Annotated in this window: 21 protein-coding genes and 2 tRNA genes; 9 read left to right on the top strand and 14 right to left on the bottom strand. The window is 63.4% G+C overall.

Annotated elements, in window-relative coordinates; translation table 11 throughout:
- Positions 1-50: 50 nt before the first annotated feature.
- The 3 genes from M3G14_RS09960 to M3G14_RS09950 all read right to left on the bottom strand — a co-directional run bounded on the left by M3G14_RS09960 (position 51) and on the right by M3G14_RS09950 (position 3175).
- Positions 51-389, bottom strand: a complete 339-nt coding sequence (locus M3G14_RS09960) for a P-II family nitrogen regulator (protein WP_259926376.1) — start codon at positions 387-389, stop codon at positions 51-53.
- A gap of 6 nt (positions 390-395) precedes the next feature.
- Positions 396-1799, bottom strand: coding sequence for an ammonium transporter (locus M3G14_RS09955; RefSeq protein ID WP_259926375.1), 1404 nt, complete (start codon positions 1797-1799; stop codon positions 396-398).
- A gap of 176 nt (positions 1800-1975) precedes the next feature.
- Entirely contained in the window at positions 1976-3175 is a 1200-nt protein-coding gene (locus tag M3G14_RS09950) for an Ig-like domain-containing protein (RefSeq protein ID WP_259926374.1), read from the bottom strand.
- Positions 3176-3405: 230 nt separating this feature from the next.
- On the opposite strand from M3G14_RS09950, the gene M3G14_RS09945 reads away from it, so the two are divergent.
- Both M3G14_RS09945 and M3G14_RS09940 read left to right on the top strand, forming a co-directional pair.
- Positions 3406-3478 (top strand) — tRNA-Lys (locus M3G14_RS09945).
- Between the two features lie 206 nt (positions 3479-3684).
- Positions 3685-4251 (top strand): isochorismatase family protein, encoded by a 567-nt coding sequence (locus tag M3G14_RS09940; RefSeq protein ID WP_259926373.1) that lies wholly within the window; start codon positions 3685-3687, stop codon positions 4249-4251.
- Between the two features lie 72 nt (positions 4252-4323).
- On the opposite strand, the gene M3G14_RS09935 is transcribed toward M3G14_RS09940, so the two are convergent.
- Entirely contained in the window at positions 4324-4599 is a 276-nt protein-coding gene (locus M3G14_RS09935) for a DUF3618 domain-containing protein (protein ID WP_259926372.1), read from the bottom strand.
- Positions 4600-4663: 64 nt separating this feature from the next.
- Between M3G14_RS09935 and bcp the strand changes: the two genes are divergently transcribed.
- The 3 genes from bcp (at position 4664) to M3G14_RS09920 (ending at position 6849) form a co-directional block, all read left to right on the top strand.
- Positions 4664-5149 carry a thioredoxin-dependent thiol peroxidase gene (gene bcp, locus M3G14_RS09930; RefSeq protein WP_259926371.1) on the top strand — a complete coding sequence of 162 codons (486 nt, stop codon included), beginning with the start codon at positions 4664-4666 and terminating at the stop codon, positions 5147-5149.
- Positions 5150-5250: 101 nt separating this feature from the next.
- Positions 5251-5895 carry an Ltp family lipoprotein gene (locus tag M3G14_RS09925; protein ID WP_259926370.1) on the top strand — a complete coding sequence of 215 codons (645 nt, stop codon included), beginning with the start codon at positions 5251-5253 and terminating at the stop codon, positions 5893-5895.
- A gap of 477 nt (positions 5896-6372) precedes the next feature.
- Positions 6373-6849: a hypothetical protein gene (locus M3G14_RS09920; RefSeq protein ID WP_259926369.1), complete on the top strand. Its 477-nt coding sequence runs from the start codon at positions 6373-6375 to the stop codon at positions 6847-6849.
- Between the two features lie 348 nt (positions 6850-7197).
- Here M3G14_RS09920 and M3G14_RS09915 read toward each other — a convergent pair.
- A tRNA-Leu gene (locus tag M3G14_RS09915) sits at positions 7198-7282 on the bottom strand.
- 66 nt (positions 7283-7348) lie between these two features.
- On the opposite strand from M3G14_RS09915, the gene M3G14_RS09910 reads away from it, so the two are divergent.
- Both M3G14_RS09910 and M3G14_RS09905 read left to right on the top strand, forming a co-directional pair.
- Complete coding sequence (locus M3G14_RS09910; protein ID WP_259926368.1) at positions 7349-7837, top strand: hypothetical protein; 489 nt, start codon at positions 7349-7351, stop codon at positions 7835-7837.
- Positions 7834-8211, top strand: coding sequence for a DUF3817 domain-containing protein (locus M3G14_RS09905; protein ID WP_259926367.1), 378 nt, complete (start codon positions 7834-7836; stop codon positions 8209-8211). The genes M3G14_RS09910 and M3G14_RS09905 overlap by 4 nt, the downstream gene beginning before the upstream one ends.
- Before the next feature lie 10 nt (positions 8212-8221).
- Here the strand turns inward: M3G14_RS09905 and M3G14_RS09900 are convergent, their stop codons facing one another.
- From M3G14_RS09900 to clpS, 9 genes are read right to left on the bottom strand one after another with little or no spacing between them, the layout of a single operon-like run.
- Positions 8222-8599: a hypothetical protein gene (locus M3G14_RS09900; protein ID WP_259926366.1), complete on the bottom strand. Its 378-nt coding sequence runs from the start codon at positions 8597-8599 to the stop codon at positions 8222-8224.
- Between the two features lie 10 nt (positions 8600-8609).
- Positions 8610-9239: a non-canonical purine NTP pyrophosphatase gene (locus tag M3G14_RS09895; RefSeq protein ID WP_259926365.1), complete on the bottom strand. Its 630-nt coding sequence runs from the start codon at positions 9237-9239 to the stop codon at positions 8610-8612.
- Positions 9233-9961, bottom strand: a complete 729-nt coding sequence (gene rph / locus M3G14_RS09890; protein ID WP_259926364.1) for a ribonuclease PH — start codon at positions 9959-9961, stop codon at positions 9233-9235. Before rph ends, M3G14_RS09895 begins: the two co-directional genes overlap by 7 nt.
- A 51-nt stretch (positions 9962-10012) precedes the next feature.
- Positions 10013-10777, bottom strand: a complete 765-nt coding sequence (locus M3G14_RS09885; protein ID WP_259926363.1) for an MBL fold metallo-hydrolase — start codon at positions 10775-10777, stop codon at positions 10013-10015.
- 54 nt (positions 10778-10831) lie between these two features.
- Complete coding sequence (gene murI, locus M3G14_RS09880) at positions 10832-11650, bottom strand: glutamate racemase (RefSeq protein WP_259926362.1); 819 nt, start codon at positions 11648-11650, stop codon at positions 10832-10834.
- A gap of 3 nt (positions 11651-11653) precedes the next feature.
- Entirely contained in the window at positions 11654-12433 is a 780-nt protein-coding gene (locus M3G14_RS09875) for a rhomboid family intramembrane serine protease (RefSeq protein ID WP_259926361.1), read from the bottom strand.
- 39 nt (positions 12434-12472) lie between these two features.
- Positions 12473-13447, bottom strand: a complete 975-nt coding sequence (locus tag M3G14_RS09870) for a P1 family peptidase (protein WP_259926360.1) — start codon at positions 13445-13447, stop codon at positions 12473-12475.
- A gap of 4 nt (positions 13448-13451) precedes the next feature.
- Complete coding sequence (locus tag M3G14_RS09865) at positions 13452-13991, bottom strand: DUF2017 domain-containing protein (RefSeq protein ID WP_259926359.1); 540 nt, start codon at positions 13989-13991, stop codon at positions 13452-13454.
- Positions 13992-14006: 15 nt separating this feature from the next.
- On the bottom strand, positions 14007-14339 hold the full coding sequence (gene clpS / locus M3G14_RS09860) for an ATP-dependent Clp protease adapter ClpS (protein ID WP_083316890.1): 333 nt from the start codon (positions 14337-14339) through the stop codon (positions 14007-14009).
- Between the two features lie 106 nt (positions 14340-14445).
- On the opposite strand from clpS, the gene M3G14_RS09855 reads away from it, so the two are divergent.
- The gene (locus tag M3G14_RS09855) at positions 14446-14979 is read left to right on the top strand and encodes a CAP domain-containing protein (protein ID WP_259926358.1); all 534 of its coding nucleotides are present in this window, start codon (positions 14446-14448) and stop codon (positions 14977-14979) included.
- A 21-nt stretch (positions 14980-15000) separates the two neighbouring features.
- A complete protein-coding gene (locus M3G14_RS09850; RefSeq protein ID WP_259926357.1) occupies positions 15001-16338 on the top strand; it encodes a nicotinate phosphoribosyltransferase in 1338 nt (445 codons plus the stop codon).
- The last annotated feature ends 17 nt before the right edge of the window (positions 16339-16355 follow it).

Below are 16355 nucleotides of genomic sequence, written 5' to 3'. Positions count from 1 at the left end.
CGTGCCCCTTCTGAAGGTGGCGGGGCCTCATATTTTGTCAGCCGAAAAGGCTAGAGCGCTTCCTCGCCCCGCTCACCTGTTCGCACCCGGATGACCTCCTCGACGGGGCTTACCCAAATCTTTCCGTCGCCGACGGTTCCGGTTGACGACGCGTGCACAATCGCCTCCACGATCCGGTCCACCTGCCACTCGCTCGTCACGATTTCCAGCTTGAGCTTAGGCACAAATGCAGCCTCAAATTCGGCACCCCTGTAGATTTCCGTGCTGCCGCGCTGCTGTCCGTAGCCTTGCGCCTGGGTTACTGTCATCCCGCGCACTCCCGCGTGCTCCAGTGCTTCCCGGATCGCAGGCATTGCGTGAACTTGGACTACTGCTGTAATGAGCTTCATTTTCCTCTACTCCTTCGCTGCCGCTGCACGCGGCTGCCTGTTCGGGCCAATAGCAGGGCGGGGTGTCTCTTGCAGCGCTCGCATGAGCGGCTGCGATGTGCCCACCGCATCGCCGAGATCGTAGGCAGATTCGCGATGCTGGCCGAGGTCAATGCCTTCGCTTTCCGACGCCTCACTGACCCGCCAGCCGACCGTCGCGCCGAGAAGTACCGCGAGCGCCAGCGTGACCACGCCCGAGAGCACAAGCGCTACGAGCGCAATAATTACCTGCACCACCAGTAGCTTCAGCCCCTCGCCAACGTGGCCGTTGAGTACCCCGCGACCCTCCGCGAACAGCGCAAGGCCGACGGTGCCCCACAGTCCGGCGCACAGGTGCACGCCAACTACGTCAAGCGAGTCGTCGAAGCCGAAGCGGTACTTCAGCCCAATGGCCAGGCACGCGATCACGCCGCCGATAGCACCGAGCGCGAGCGAGGTCAGAGGCGTGAGCACACCTGCAGCCGGGGTGATCGACACCAGGCCCGCAACTGCGCCGGACGCACCGCCGAGCGAGGTCGCCGCCTTGTCGCGCACCGCCTCCACGGCCATCCACCCCAGCATGGCGGCAGCGGTTGCCGCTGTAGTGTTCATCCACGCCAGGCCAGCCATGCCGTCGGCTGCAAAGGCAGAGCCGCCATTAAACCCGTACCAGCCGAACCACAATAACGCCGCCCCCAGCATCACCATTGGGAGGTTATGCGGCTTGTCCACCTTCGTCGGGAAGCCCGTGCGCGGACCAACAAAGCATGCAAGCACGAGCGCCGCTGCACCGGCGGAAATGTGTACCACGGTGCCGCCTGCGAAGTCCACGGGCGCAACCGCTGCTTCCCCACTGCGAGTGCCGAAGAGCCACGCGGCAATCGAATACTCGGATTCGGAAAGCAGCCCGCCATCCCACACCATGTGCGCGATGGGAAAATATGCGAGGCTGACCCAGCCGGCGACAAACGCCAACCACGCTCCGAACTTCACGCGACCCGCCAGCGCACCGGAGATGATTGCCACCGCGATAATGGCGAAAGTGACCTGGAAGCCGATGTCCACTACGCGCGGATAGCCGCCATCCCCGGCGATGAAGTTTCCGGCGGAATCCATGATCTCTCCGCGCAGCCCGAACGTCTGCAGCGGGTTGCCAATGATGCCGCCAAGATCGTCGCCTCCGTAGGATGCCGACCACCCCCACAGCACATAAATCACTGGGACGACCGCCATCGCGGCGAAAGACATCATCATCATGTTCAGTGCGCTGCGACGGCCCGCCATGCCGCCGTAGAACAGCGCGAGCCCCGGAGTCATCAGCAGCACAAGCGAGGCGCTCATGAGCATCCATCCGGTGTCACCCGAGGCGGTGAGTAGTTGATCGTGTGTCATTTCCCTGCCTTTTCTATAGATCGATAGGTACCCCTGTGATTCTATCTATCGCCCGATAGAATTAAAGAGGTGCAGAAAAATGCCCGGCCAGATACGCAAAAATCGTGAATAAAAAAGAGGCCCCAAGTGCGACCATCGCACCTGGAGCCTTTCGCTTCTCGACGCCTACGCGCCCCTTAAGCGTTCGGGTCCGCACTCCCGCCAGAGCGGGTCTCCCAGTCCATATTCCAGTAGCCCAGCCCGTCCGCGCCGTTGAGCGTGCCGCCGCCAGTGTTTTCCACCGTGACGACGTCACCGCGCTTCACGTTTTGCTGGAACCACTGCGCATCAGCAATGGTGGCGTTAATACACCCGTGAGACTGGTTCGTGTTCCCCAGCGCCCACACGGCCCACGGAGCGCCATGCAAGTAAATGCCGGAGTAAGACAACTGCGTCGCATACGAGACAGGGGTGACGTAGCCGCCCTGCCCCAGGCCCAGACCGAAGGTGCGCGAGTCCATCACCAGCGACTCATGCATGTCCCCCACCACGTACGTACCATTCGGCGTGTCGAAGGAACCGTCAGTGCCCAGCGAAATCGGGAACTCTCGCTCCAGCACATCGTTGCGGTAAAAGCGCAAGATCTTGTCGTTGTTATCTACCACAGCTTCGACCTTGTCACCGACCGTAAAGCTGTGCTCAACATCTTCCTCACCATAGATGCCACCGCCCATATCCTTGCCGTAGACATCCGCAGTGACAGTCACCTCGGTACCGGGCTCCCACAGCTCCTTCGGCCGCCAACGCAGCTCAGTGCTGTCGAGCCAGAAGAATCCGCCCTCCGTGTCATTCGAGGTCTCGACGCTAATAAGCTCCTCGACGGCTTTCGTATCCTGGATCGGCACGTCAAATTGGAAGGTAATCGCCTGCCCGACGCCGACGGTAGCGCCATCGAGCGGGCCCATATACACATTAGTCTGCGCGGAAGGCACGACAGTGGAGAATGTTTGCGTCTTCTCCTGACCCGCAGCGTCAGTCGCCTTCACCGTATAGGTACGCCCGTAGCCCAGCGGCTCCGTGGTGTGCCACTCGGTCTTTTCCTCGTTCATCAGGGCCTTGACGAGCTTGCCCTCTTCGTTCGTCATGACCACTGACCGCAGGCCCGCCCCCGAGCTCACGGTTACCGGGTCGCCGGGAGCAACCTCCTCGTCACCGTCAGTGAAAGAAAATTCCGGCGGCTCCGGCAGCTGTTCAGTTTCCTGGTCCTCGGTATGCGCGACGCTCTCCAACGCCTCGCCTTTACCCGTCTCACCAATCGTGCAGGATGCCAACCCTGCCGCCATGACGCCTACCGCCAATACGCTGGCGATTCGGCGCGCCACCGCAGTTTTCCGCATGAGCAATTCGCTGCCTCCACAATCTTTGCGCGCCTCCATGCGCTGCCCTGCACAACTCCGTCTTACACACCCTATCGGCACACACCCCCAAAACGCTACTCCAGCGCAGTAATAAAACCCCACGCTTCACACATCACGAAAACAAAGTGTGACCAGGCGATTTCACGGTATGCGTGTGATGGTGTTATTGTTTTCAACGTCGCCGAGAGCGGCACAGCAAAACAAAATACGCGCCATTAGCTCAATTGGCAGAGCAACTGACTCTTAATCAGTGGGTTCGGGGTTCGATTCCCTGATGGCGCACCGCTTCACCCCCTTGCCGGCAAGGTACACACCGCCAGCAAGGGGGTTTTCCCATGTACAGGCACCCCACGTTCCTGAGAGCAGCACTCAGCATTGAGCACACCTTCATCTGCACGAGCGTACAAAACGGCACATTGTTCAACAATTTATAAGAAAACACACCCGCATGTTTGCGCATTTATTGAGACTTTATTAAGGTTAGGGCCATGAAGACCGCACTCCTGCTCGTAGACGTGCAGAACGACTTTTGCCCCGGTGGACCACTCGCTACTGCCCGCGGGGATGAGGTGGCGTCGAAAATCGCCCAGTATCTCGAGTCCGAGGACAACCGCACGCGCGAATACGCCGCTGTGCTTGCGAGCCAGGATTGGCACATCGACCCCGGCGAGCACTTCTCCGAGACTCCGGATTTCACGGATACGTGGCCGCCGCACTGCGTCGCAGATAGCTACGGCGCCGAGATTCGCGGCCCCATTGATACCTCCGCCATCGACGTGTTCTTCCGCAAGGGCGAATACTCCGCGTCCTACTCCGCCTTTGAAGGCAAGGACGCGAACGGCACTTCACTCGCCGAGTGGCTGCACGCGCAAGAAATCGCAGCGCTCGACGTGTGCGGCATCGCCACAGATCACTGCGTACGCGCCACGGTTCTCGACGCATTGCGGGAGGGCTTGAAGGTTCGCGTGCTGCGCGGCATGGTCTCCCCCGTCGACGACGCTACCGGAGCCCGGGCGCTGCAGGAGATGTTTGACGCCGGCGCAGAGCTGGTCTAGCAACTCCAGGCACACCAAAGGCCGTCCACCCCGCGATGAGAGTCGGGGCGGACGGCCTTGTGCCGTGCTTACTTAGTCGCGCGAGAGCAGCTTCTGCAGCTCCTTCAGCTCCTTCTTCCGCTTCCGGCCGTTGAGCACCTTGATGCCCACAAGCGCGACGACTGCAGCGCCGATACCGGCGAGCACCTTCTGCACCGTCTCGTCCTTCAACCACTCAGCGGCACCATCTTTTGCGCCACCGGCCAGGGTAGCGGGGCTGGTGCGGTCGGCCAGCTCGTCGAGGGTAGCCGCCAGCTGGCTGCGGGTACGGGAGATGTCGCGCTCAATGTCGTGAATGTCTCGTGCCACGTTGTACTCCTACATTTCGTTGTTCAGCAGTTCTTTCAACAACAGTAGTGTAAAACGGGGAAGTATGAACGATCAGATCAGACTTGAAAAGGGCGACACCGCCCCCGCGTTTACCTTGCCTAACGACAAGGGCGAGCAAGTTTCGCTGGCAGACTTCGCCGGACAGCGCGTCATCGTGTATTTCTACCCGCGCGCTAACACCCCCGGCTGCACAACCGAGGCGTGCGATTTCACGGAAAAGCTCGACGAATTCACCAACGCCTCCGTCACGGTGCTCGGCATTAGCCCGGATCCGACAGAGAAGCTGGCCGACTTCCGCGCCAAGCACAACTTGGGTATCGAGCTGCTCGGGGACGAGTCGAAGGAAACGCTGACCGCCTACGGCGCGTTCGGCGAAAAGAAGATGTACGGCAAGGTCACCCAGGGCGTCATTCGTTCCACATTCCTGGTGGACGTCGACGCAGACGGTGCTGGCAAGATCGTGCAGTGCCAGTACAATGTGCGCGCCTCTGGCCACGTCGGGCGCATCCTACGCGACTGGGATCTCTAAGGGCTTTTTGCTTATCGACGGCACGCCGCCCCATAATGGTCGTATCAGTGATACCGAGGGCGGCTTCCAGCCCGCCGAGACCCAGACGCAAGTGAGGCGATATGACTAGCCCGAACGAACCGCACACGAACGTAAACGCCGTGCCCAGCCCTGGCTCCCAAGAGGGCGCGGCGCACCCCTACGAAACGCGGCCGCAGGTCGGTACGGAGCGTCCGCGTTCGACCGCCGCACAGTGGGTGACCGTCGGGCTACTCGCAGCGATCGGCTTCGGTTTTCTCGGTTGGCTCCTGCTCAGCAGCAACGACAACGAGTCCGCAGCACCGCAGGCCGCGCAGAGCACTCACGCGAGCGAGGCGGTCGCAACGTCCGAGCACGACACCGCGGAAGACGGCGTCGTGGGCCTGCCCGGCACCGAGGACAGCACGCCGGAGGCCGAAGCTGCTAGCGACGTTCCCGCCGAATCGCAGGATGCACTGCAGGCAGCGCAGGAGTACCTCGCGGCCCAACCGATCTCCCAGTCCAACCTATACAACCAGCTGCGCGATGAGGAAGACTTTTCCGCGGAAGCTGCCTCGTACGCCGTAGAGACGGTGGAGGCGGACTGGAACGCACTCGCGCTGCAGGTTGCGCAGCGGCTGCAGGCCGACGGCACACCGGAAGACGAATTGCTCAAGGCGCTCACCGAGGGGCCGGAGCACTTCACCCGTGCGCAGGCCGAGCATGCACTCGGTCAGCTGCAGGGCTAAATAGTGGGAAACTCGCTGCCCGCGCTTTTTACCACACCCTGCGACCGGTATAGATCCTGGTGGCGGGTGTGTGTACTGTCGTGACGCGCAACTGTTTTCGCGCGATTCCACAACTTTTACAGCATGAAGCCCAGCGGATGGCTCACCACCACGAACCCTCGCCAACCAGCGAGAAAAAGAGCGCATCCCCCCGAAAGCGTCATCAAAAGATCGCCAGCACACCCGCCGGGCACTGGCCGCCAGATGGGCGGAGGAGTGGCCTCGAAGATGGCTGTCCGCGGCGTCCGTGGCAACCACGATGCCTTTCCACCGAGCTCGGCGTCACCGTCCACACGATCAAAGCGTGGCGGGGGCATACACGAGCCTAATCACAGCATCACCCCACAGGTCGTGCGACAATTAACCGCCAGCCCCCAGGGCTGAACGTCAGTGTTTCCCTACCCCGCCCCGCGGGGAGAACCACAAGAAAGAATCAACATGAGCACCATGCGAACCTCGTTAGCTATCGCTGCCATCATTGCCGCCGCCGGAACCCTGGGGGCGTGCTCCACTCCTTCAGCAACCGACGACGCCGACTCCAGTTCCTCTGCAAACAACGACCCCGGCAAAACGGGCATTGTCGTATCCGCCGAGGGCCAAGACTGGGAGTGCCTGACAGTCCCTGAGGACGTCATGGGGCGCATTCTCGATGGAAAGATCGTCGCCAACGGTGAAGATGTCGAAGTTGAGAAGGCAACGATGGTGGAAGGTGCTGACGATGATTTCATCGCTGCCGAGATGATCTTCCCTGACGAGGCGGATCCGGTCTTGACAAGCTTCACATACCCGAAGGACGGGACCGGACCGATCTACGCCTCGGATTCAGACACCGCGCAGCTGTTCAACTACCCGAGGATCCCGCAGGGCAAGTTGGACGGTTCGTACGCGGCTGAGGAGTGCGTGAGCAAGATGTAGCGCACAAGGGGGGTGTGCCCCGCGGGAGCGCTTGTAAGGGGTGCTCAACCTTGGGGCGACTTGGGGGGTAGGCCCACCCCGCCGCCAAGGATTGCTCCTCACGCGGCTTCACTCGCACAACCGCGGCCAAATCTGGGCCGACAAAACGCCGACAAAAACGCCGTAGCGGTGCTGGAGCCGTTTTTTAAAAGCCAGGTCGAGCCAGCATGGGGGACACGCCAGGTCAGTTCGATCCACAAGTCCGAAGTACAGCTCTGGCTGGGTGCGCTCATAGCTCGCGCCGACCGCGGGGTGAAGCTGCTGCACAAACCGGGACCAAGGAAGGCGTACTCCACGCCGGAACAGGTGTGGTGCGCCCGGAGAGACTTGAACTCTCACGTCCTAGGACACTGGAACCTAAATCCAGCGCGTCTGCCAATTCCGCCACGGGCGCGCAATGGGAGACATACTACATGCCTTTGCGCTCCATCTCGAAACCGACTCCAACTTTAGTTTGGCCATGGGGGCAGTGTTGGTAGACTCTTCAGGTGTGAATGAGCCTCGCGATCCCCAGGAAACCGCACCGGAGCAGCGCCCCCGTGTGAAGGTTCGTGCTTGGCACATCCTGTTACTTATCGCCGCGGTGATCACCACTTGCCTGCTCGCATGGTGGCAGTGGACCCGCTACCAGTCGGGTACCGGCACGTTCCAAAACTTGGGCTACGCCTTGCAGTGGCCTTTCTTTGGCGCATTCTTCGTCTACGCCTACCGCGCCGGCATTCGGATGGAAAACGAAAAAATTGACGCCATCAACGCCGGCGAGCAAATGGACGATCTCTACGAGGCCGACCTCGCGCGCTATGGCAAAGACGCAAACGCACCGACGCAGATCGACGAGGACTTTCTTCCCACGCGCCCGCAGATCGACGTCGAGGAATACAACGATCTGCTCACTCCGCGTCGGCGCGGGGTGAGCGACGAACGCACTGAAAAGAAGGACGGTCAATGACCCAGCCCCAGCCCCAGTCAACCGAGCAGCACGCCCAGCCCCGCATTCACCCGGAGCGCCAGCGCCGCGTCAAGCAGGCGCTGACCCTGTTTTCCATCGCCGCCTGGGTCACCGGCGTGCTCCTCTTGCTGCTGGTGCTCCGGATGATCCTGGAATACGGCTTCAACATGGACGTCGCCTACCTCGCATGGGTCGCCCGCGTCCACGGGATTGCCTACATGCTCTTCCTCGTCAGCTCCCTGAACCTGGGGCTGAAGGCGCGCTGGCCTGCGACTACCTGGGTCGTCACGGCGATCTCCGGTGTGGTGCCCTTCCTCTCCTTCGTGGTGGAGGCCAAGCGCCGCAAAGAAGTCACCGCAACGTTCCAGCTCTAAGAAAGGGCGCTCAGCCCTCGTCGCTGGTGCGGGTCAGCACCATTACGCCGATCTTTTCCGCGCGATCATTATCCGGCGTCATGGTCAGCGTATCCCCGTTGACCTGGCCTTTGTACTCTAGATCCCGGCCGCTGAGCGGGTCAGCGAGCTTGAATTCTTCGTCATCTTGCTCACAGCGTGCGTCATTGGTTTCCCCACTCGGCTCGGTTAGTTCCCAGGAGCAATCGCCCCCGTCGATGGTCAGGGTCGCCGACCCCTGGGGCTGACCCGACTCCGTCGGGGTGACGTCCCCGGACCAGGCACCGTCCCATTCAGATGAGGAACCGCACCCGACGAGGGTCGCGCTTGCGAGCAGGACACTAGTGCAAAGGGCAATTGTCTTCTTCATGCACCCCACCCTAGCTCAGCAGCTTCTTGATGTCCGGTGCCAGCGCCCGCAGCGCCTGGCCGCGGTGCGAGCGCGCGTTCTTCTCCTCCGGCGTGAGCTCGGCCGAGGAATACACAGCGCCGCCATCGCGCGACGGGGCATCGTCCGGAGCAAATAGCGGATCGTAGCCGAACCCGCCCTCACCCTGCGGCGCCTGCAGTAGCTGCCCGGTCCAGCGCCCCTCTGCTGTGAACTCGTCGCCGGCCGGAGTCACCAGCGCGCAGCAAGAGACGAATGCGCAGTCGCGCACGGCGATGTCACGCATCTGCGCGAGCAGCAGGCGGTTGTTCGCCTCGTCTACATCCGGGGCGTCGTGGTCGCCCGACCAGCGCGCCGAAAGCACACCCGGCATCCCATTAAGTGCGACAACTGCAAGCCCGGAATCGTCCGCCACGCACGGCAGTCCCGTGTGTGCCGCCCCGGCGCGCGCTTTGATCAGCGCGTTGTCCTCGAAGGTCAGCCCGTCCTCTTTGGGCTCCGGGTACGTTTTGACGTCACGCAAGGAGACGAGCTCGATGCCGTCGATCGACAGTTCGCGCAACACTTGCTCAAGCTCGCGGAGCTTGCCGGGATTGTTCGAGGCGACGAGGACCTTTACCATCCCAGGGCCGCCTTCTGTGCGTCGATAAGCGAGTTCAAGCCCTGCTCCGCCACGTCAAGCATCTCGTTGAGCTCGCGTCGGCCGAAGAGCCCCTGCTCACCGGTGCCCTGGATCTCCACGAAGTTGCCGCCTTCCTGCATCACGACGTTCAGGTCCACCTCGGCACGGGAGTCCTCCTCGTACGGCAGGTCGAGGCTCACGCGGCCGTCGACGATGCCGACGGACACCGCCGCAACCGGCTTGAGCAGTGGTGCTCCGGGGACGACTCCGCGCTCTTTGAGCACCTCGATCGCATCCGCAAGCGCAACATAGGCACCGGTAATCGACGCCGTGCGAGTTCCGCCATCTGCTTGCAGAACGTCGCAATCCAGTTGGATGGTGTTCTCGCCCAGCTCGGAAAGATCCACCGCAGCGCGCAGCGAACGCCCCACCAGGCGCGAAATCTCGTGCGTGCGGCCCTTGACCTTGCCGCGCATCGATTCTCGCGGCATGCGGTCGTGTGTGGCCGAAGGCAGCATTGCGTACTCGGCGGTCAGCCACCCCTCGCCGGAATCCTTCTTGAACCGGGGTACGCCCTCCTCCACGGAGGCCGTACACATGACGCGCGTGTTGCCGAACTCGACGAGCACGCTACCAGCAGGGTTGGAAGTAAAACCGCGGGTAATGCGCACCGGGCGCATCTCTGTAAGTCCACGGCCATCTGCGCGTGTGAAATCAGTCATGGCACCCAGCGTAACGCACCCCGGCACCCGCAGGAGCCGCCGCGGGCGTATCTAGAGCTCGAAGACGTCACCGGCCGCGCCGATGACAATCTCTCCGGAAAATTCCGTACGCGCTGCGGCAAGCGTCTCCTGCACACTCGACCAGGGCTGGATATGCACGATCACGAGCGTGCGCACACCAGCCTCACGCGCGATGCTGCCAGCTTCCTGGCCAGACATGTGCATCCCCTCCGGGTTGCCCTCCGGGGAGGCGCCCCAGGCCGCCTCACAGAGGAACAGATCGGCCCCGCGGGCCGCATCCACGAGCGAGGGGGTGTACGCACTGTCGCCCGAATACGTGAGCACCCGCCCGTCGTGTTCAAGGCGCAGGGCGTGCGACTCAGCTGCTGGGTGCACCACGTCGAAGGGGGTCAGCCGCACCTCCCCGAGCGTCTCGGTCTGCCCGGCGCGCAACGGGGAAAAATCAAAGGTGTCGGCGATATCGTCGACCTGCCCGGGACCGTCAGCGCTCAGCCTGCCGACGTGCTCCGGCGTGTAGCTGGGCCCCAGCATCCGGTGGCGACCGCGGGCCGGCTTCGTGGGGTGGTAGCGGCGCCACACCAGCAGCGAAGCGATGTCGGAGCAGTGGTCGGCGTGCAGATGGCTAAAGCACACATGCGCGTCCGCTGGGTCGAAGTGCTCCTGCATCGCGGCCAGTGCGCCCGGGCCGAAGTCCAGGACGATGTCGCTGTTGCCAGGAACACTGACAACGTAGGAGGAACCGGGATTCCCGGGGGCAGCGAGGCTCCCGGAACAACCGAGGATGGTCAACTTCATGAAATCACTGTGCCACGGATCGAGGGGGATTTCTAAACTTCGGGGTATTTTGGCTCATCCGCGCCCCTTTGCACCCACCGCATGTATTTGTGGTCCGAGGAAACGCTCCGCAAGGCGATCGAAGACCGCAGGGTCGCCGGTCGAGGCGAACACTCGCTGCGGCGCACGGCCGCCTTCCTCCGGTGCGGGAGCGAGCATGTCGCGCTCCGTGAGCACGCGCAGCACATCCTTCGAAGTCTCCTCCGCTGATGAGACCAACGTGACCTGCTCGCCGATTGCAAGCTGAATCACTCCCGACAACAGCGGGTAATGCGTGCAGCCGAGCACAAGCGTGTCCACGCCTGCGGCCTGAAGAGGCTCTAGGTAGCCTTGCGCCACGCCGAGGATCTGCCTGCCCGAGGTAATGCCGCGCTCTACAAACTCGACAAAGGCAGGGCACGCTGCGGCGCTGACCTCCAAGTCGGACTTGAGCGAAAACAGGTCCTGGTACGCACCGGAGGTAATCGTGCCCTGGGTGCCGATCACGCCGACCTTGTTGTTGCGCGTGGCGGAGATCGCGCGGCGCACCGCCGGCTGGATCACCTCCAACACCGGCACGTCGTAACGCTCACGCGCATCATGGAGGAAGGCGGCGGTCGCGGTGTTGCAGGCGATCACCAGCATCTTGCACCCTTGCTCGACCAGCTCGTCGCCGATGCGCTGGGCGTGCCGACGAACATCAGCGATGGGTTGCGGGCCGTAGGGTGCGTTCGCGGTATCACCGATGTAGCTGATGGACTCGTTGGGCAACTGGTCCATCACCGCGCGCGCCACAGTCAGGCCGCCCACCCCGGAGTCAAAAATGCCGATTGGCGCCGAATTGTCCGGGCTCATGTCCTACCTCCCCGCCTGCTTGCGCGCCAGCTTCGCCTCTCGCTTGGCCACCAACTCCGGTGGATCGTCGGAGGTGATAAACATACCGGCGAGCAAGCCGCCAATTGCGCCGCACAGGTGCGCCTGCCAGCTCACCCCTGGTGTGCCGGGCAACACGCCCCAGATCAGACTGGAGTAGAAAAACGCCAGCACAAGCCCCAGGAGGATCTGCGGCAGAGAGCGGTTAAAGATACCGCGCAGCAGCAGGTACGTCAGCCACCCGTAGATCACGCCGGAGGCACCGATGTGGTTCGTGCCGATCCCTCCGATCAACCACGTTCCCAGCCCGCTCACCAGCATGCAGAAGGTAGTGACCTCCCAGAACACGCGCTTGCCCGAGTATCCGATCAGGAACGCGAAGACCGCGCCCGGAATCGAGTTACCCACGATGTGCTCCAAATTCGCGTGCAAGAGCGGGGAGGTGAAGATGTGCCAGATCGTTGTCAGGTCGAGGGGCTGGATGCCGAAAACCCATAAGGCACCGTCGAACACCAGGGCGTTCAATACGTACACAAACCAGATCACCGCCAGGTACGTCAACGCGAAACGCCACCCCGTGCGCCGCTGCCGCTTCCGCTTGGTGCTCTTATCTAACGGCTGCTGGTGGTAGGAGAAGGCCGGAGGCTGGTTCTCCGGGTGGGAGAAGGGGCGGTTGAACGGCTTGCCGTAGCCCGGTTGGCCGGTTTGTCCGTAGCCCCAGCCGTCGGGGTGGTAAGGACTGGATCCGTAAGGGTTGTGAGTCATCGTTGCTTAGTGTAGCCGCGCGTATGACCCCCGGTCGTCTCAGTCGCGCGCAAGGTCACGCCATGCGGTCAACCCGAAGCCGCTCGTGGCCGAGCGCACCGCGTCGACAATCGCCGCTTCCACAGCGTCTGCAGCCGCAGCGCCCAACTCTGCGAGCGCCTCCGGGGCACACGGCACCGCCTCTTCGGCACCTGACTTCGGCGCCGAGACAGCAAAAAGCGTATCCCCGTCCAGTGGCGAATGCGCGGGCCGAATCGCGCGGGCGATCCCGTCGTGGCCAGCGATAGCAAGCCGTTTGAGCTGTGCGGGCGGCAGCGGCGCATCGGTGGCGATCACGCCAATGGTGGTGTTGAGCTGCGGAGCCGGGCGCTCCAGCGCGGCAAAACGCTGCGTCTCCACCGCGGGCGCGCTCGGGTCGCCGAACAGCAGCCCGGTGCGCTGGTCAATCACCGCACCGACTGGGTTAGCCACCACCGCCGCGGTCACGCTACCGGCGGCCGCGCCGCGCGAGGCGGTACCGAACCCGCCGCGCAACACGCCCGCCGTCGCCCCGCAGCCCGCACCGACACTGCCGGATTCCAGCTGCGTTGGGCGCGTCGCCTCCCCGTCCAGCGCGGCGGCGACCACTGCCGCGCCGTCCTGAGACGTCGGACGGTGCGTGGGATCCCCCACCACCAGATCAAAAATCACGGCTGCGGGCACAATCGGCACACGCGGGCCCGGGGATGCTTCGCCGAAGACCGGGAAACCCACCCCGCGGGACTCCAGTTCGCGCATTGCCCCGTCTGCCGCCGCGAGCCCGAAGGCGGAGCCGCCGCACAAAAGAATTGCGTGCACCCGCTCGACCGTATTGTGCAGGTCCAACAGATCCGTTTCGCGGGTGCCCGGCCCGCCGCCGCGCACGTCGACGGCCGCGAGCATTCCCCGCGGGTCCGCGGAGACAAACGCCGTGACCCCCGTATCGCCGAGGGAAAGGTGGGCTGAAGGGAGGTGCAGCCCTTCGTCGACAAGCACGAGCTCACTCGCTTAACGCATCGAGCAGCGAATCCTGGCAAAAAGCGAGCCACTCCATGAGGCGCTCGCGGTCCTGTGCCTGGCCCTCGCCCCCGCGATCATCTGCGGAAATGTAGAGACGCATGTCGTTGAGCGCGGCGACGAACTGGTGCGCTTCCTCCTCATCGATGGTGACCTCCACGCCGCCATCGGGCCCAAGCGCGTCGTTGACCACACGGATATTCATCAGCTTCGCGCGGATGATGTCGTTCTCGTGCAGGCTGCGCAAAAGCCCGTTGTCGCCGTCGAACTCTTCATCGCCCTCCCGCTCAAAATCGGGCAGCAGGCGCGCCAGCTTCGGGTCCTGCGGGGCCTCGGTGTGCCCGGTGGACAGGCCCATCATCTCCGCGAACTCGTCCTTTGGCGCGGATTGGGCGCGCGCGATGAGCGCCTCGGACACGGTGGCGGTGAGATCCCCGATCACTTCCCGCTCCAACGGATCGAACTTGGTGGTGAACTTCGCGCCCGAGCGCATCAGGGCTTTCTTTCGCCTCCACGGCTGCATGCTTGTTGTCCCCTTCTACCCTGCCTGCTGCATCGTCGCCCACAGGCCGGCAGTGTGCAGCTTCTTAACGTCGCCCTCGACCTTGTCCTTCTCGCCCGAGGAGACCACGGCCTTGCCCTCTGTGTGGACCTGCATCATCAGCTCGTTCGCGCGCTTGCGGTCATAGCCCAGGACGGTTTGGAACACGTAGGTGACATAGCTCATCAGGTTGACCGGGTCGTCCCACACAATGCACATCCATGGCAGGTTCTCGCCGGTCGCAACCTCAAACTTCAGGTCTTCTTCCAAGTCCGGCGTTGCCATCGGCGAGCTCAGCTGCGGGACCTGGCTCGTGGATTCGCAATTCATGCGCCCCAGCCTACCGGTTGCTCGCCGGGCACGTTGCGCGGGCGGTTGCTAGGCTGCATTGCAACCTCAGCCACAGACACGTGCCATAGATCGAAAGGCCGCACCCGTGCAGAAACTTCCAATCAGCAACGAGCAGCTACTACGCGCCATCCTCGGGGTGCTCGGCCTCATCGCTGCAGTCGCGCTCACCGTCAGCGCCGCACAGCACCCTTCCTCCGGCTCCTCCAACCCCGCCGCGGAGGAGCGGCGCGCGGGATACGTCGATCCCGATTTCGAGACGACCCAGAAGCTCGAGGAAATCCGCCAGGACTTCTTCATCGCGGTGCGCCAGCTGCGTATCGACGACGCGCTGCCGCCAGTCAGCCCGGACCCCGAGCTGCAGCGTCTTGCCCAGCAGCACGCAGAGGGCAACGCTGTGACGAAAGAGCAGCCGTCCTTGGATCCAGGCGATGGCGGCGACATCGGGCAGGTCTCGGCAAGCATGCCGGTCGCAGAGGCGAGCGGGCACGCCTTCCTCGAGCTGATCATTCACTCCCAGGAGCACATGGACGTGCTCCTCAACCCGGAACATCGCAGCATTGGCGTCGGTGTGGCCTACGGCGACGGCCAGGTATGGGTGGTCGTCGCCTTCTCCCCCTAGCAGAGCGTATTCTGTATCACTATGACTGACTCTGCGTATTCCACCGCATTCCTCACCGACATGTACGAGCTGACCATGCTCGACGCCGCGCTGCAGGACGGCACCGCACACCGCCAGTGCGCTTTCGAGGTGTTTACCCGCCGGCTGCCCAGCGAGCGCCGCTACGGCGTGGTCGCCGGCACGGCGCGTGTGCTGGATGCGATTTCCAAGTTTCGCTTCACCGAGGAGCAGATCGAGGCGGCCGATTTCCTCTCCGAAGAGGCGAAGCGCTACCTGGCGAATTACCGTTTCTCGGGCCAGATCGACGGCTACCGGGAGGGCGATATTTACTTCCCCTACTCCCCCATCATGACGGTGCGCGGCACGTTCGCCGAGTGCGTCATCTTAGAGACCGTCATATTGTCCATCCTCAACGCGGACTCCGCCGTCGCCTCGGCAGCCTCGCGCATGGTCTCCGCCGCGGACGGTCGGCCGATCATCGAGATGGGTTCGCGCCGCACCCACGAGCAGGCCGCCGTCAGCGCCGCCCGCGCCACCTACATCGCAGGCTTCGACGCAACCTCCAACATGGAAGCCGCACTGCGCCACGGCATTCCGCCTTCAGGCACCGCCGCTCACTCGTGGACGCTGCTGCACGTCGACGACAACGGTGCACCGGATGAAAAGGCCGCATTCCGCGCGCAGATTGAGCGCCTGGGCGTGGACACCACTTTGCTGGTGGACACCTTCGACATTACGAAGGGCGTGGAGCACGCCCTCGAGGTCGCCGGCACCGACCTGGGCGCGGTCCGCATCGACTCCGGCGACCTGGGCATTGTGTCGCGGCGGGTGCGCCAGCAGCTGGATAAGGCCGGGGCGTTTAACACCCGCATCATCGTCTCCTCCGACTTGGACGAGTTCACCATCGCCGGGCTGCGCGGCGACCCCGTCGACGGTTTCGGCGTTGGCACCTCGGTGGTGACTGGTTCCGGCGCACCGACCGCCGGGCTGGTGTACAAGCTCGTCGAGGTCGACGGCCACCCGGTGGCAAAGCGCTCCTCAGGCAAGCGAACCTACGGTGGGGCGAAGACCGCGCTGCGCGGCTACCGTGCCTCCGGCGTCGCGGTTGCCGAGATCATCTGCCCACTCGACGGCGAGATCACCCGCAAACCCAACCTGGACTACCAGGAGCTTGTCGTACCGATGATGCGCGACGGCAAGCTCATCGACGAGTACGAGGGTCAGCACGGCGGTCTGGAAACGGCCCGCGCCCTGCACGCAACCGCGCGCGAAACGCTGCCCTGGGAGGGCCTGGCATTGTCGCGGGGCGATGCGGCAATCCCGACCCGCTTCGTCGGCTTCCCCGACCCCGGCGAGTAATCCCCTACCCCGCTTGC

This window comes from Corynebacterium sp. p3-SID1056, assembly GCF_025152525.1.
In the GTDB taxonomy this organism is placed as follows: Bacteria; Actinomycetota; Actinomycetes; order Mycobacteriales; family Mycobacteriaceae; genus Corynebacterium.
The sequence above is the reverse complement of the archived record's forward strand: the minus strand, read 5'-3'. Positions and strand labels throughout refer to the sequence as shown.

What these genes read in the sequence shown, in the direction of transcription:
- M3G14_RS09960 (WP_259926376.1), bottom strand. Translation starts at nt 389, where the DNA reads ATGAAGCTCATTACAGCAGTAGTCCAAGTTCACGCAATGCCTGCGATC.
- M3G14_RS09955 (WP_259926375.1), bottom strand. Translation starts at nt 1,799, where the DNA reads ATGACACACGATCAACTACTCACCGCCTCGGGTGACACCGGATGGATG.
- M3G14_RS09950 (WP_259926374.1), bottom strand. Translation starts at nt 3,175, where the DNA reads ATGCGGAAAACTGCGGTGGCGCGCCGAATCGCCAGCGTATTGGCGGTA.
- M3G14_RS09940 (WP_259926373.1), top strand. Translation starts at nt 3,685, where the DNA reads ATGAAGACCGCACTCCTGCTCGTAGACGTGCAGAACGACTTTTGCCCC.
- bcp (WP_259926371.1), top strand. Translation starts at nt 4,664, where the DNA reads ATGAACGATCAGATCAGACTTGAAAAGGGCGACACCGCCCCCGCGTTT.
- M3G14_RS09925 (WP_259926370.1), top strand. Translation starts at nt 5,251, where the DNA reads ATGACTAGCCCGAACGAACCGCACACGAACGTAAACGCCGTGCCCAGC.
- M3G14_RS09920 (WP_259926369.1), top strand. Translation starts at nt 6,373, where the DNA reads ATGAGCACCATGCGAACCTCGTTAGCTATCGCTGCCATCATTGCCGCC.
- M3G14_RS09910 (WP_259926368.1), top strand. Translation starts at nt 7,349, where the DNA reads ATGGGGGCAGTGTTGGTAGACTCTTCAGGTGTGAATGAGCCTCGCGAT.
- M3G14_RS09905 (WP_259926367.1), top strand. Translation starts at nt 7,834, where the DNA reads ATGACCCAGCCCCAGCCCCAGTCAACCGAGCAGCACGCCCAGCCCCGC.
- M3G14_RS09900 (WP_259926366.1), bottom strand. Translation starts at nt 8,599, where the DNA reads ATGAAGAAGACAATTGCCCTTTGCACTAGTGTCCTGCTCGCAAGCGCG.
- M3G14_RS09895 (WP_259926365.1), bottom strand. Translation starts at nt 9,239, where the DNA reads ATGGTAAAGGTCCTCGTCGCCTCGAACAATCCCGGCAAGCTCCGCGAG.
- rph (WP_259926364.1), bottom strand. Translation starts at nt 9,961, where the DNA reads ATGACTGATTTCACACGCGCAGATGGCCGTGGACTTACAGAGATGCGC.
- M3G14_RS09885 (WP_259926363.1), bottom strand. Translation starts at nt 10,777, where the DNA reads ATGAAGTTGACCATCCTCGGTTGTTCCGGGAGCCTCGCTGCCCCCGGG.
- murI (WP_259926362.1), bottom strand. Translation starts at nt 11,650, where the DNA reads ATGAGCCCGGACAATTCGGCGCCAATCGGCATTTTTGACTCCGGGGTG.
- M3G14_RS09875 (WP_259926361.1), bottom strand. Translation starts at nt 12,433, where the DNA reads ATGACTCACAACCCTTACGGATCCAGTCCTTACCACCCCGACGGCTGG.
- M3G14_RS09865 (WP_259926359.1), bottom strand. Translation starts at nt 13,991, where the DNA reads ATGCAGCCGTGGAGGCGAAAGAAAGCCCTGATGCGCTCGGGCGCGAAG.
- clpS (WP_083316890.1), bottom strand. Translation starts at nt 14,339, where the DNA reads ATGAATTGCGAATCCACGAGCCAGGTCCCGCAGCTGAGCTCGCCGATG.
- M3G14_RS09850 (WP_259926357.1), top strand. Translation starts at nt 15,001, where the DNA reads ATGACTGACTCTGCGTATTCCACCGCATTCCTCACCGACATGTACGAG.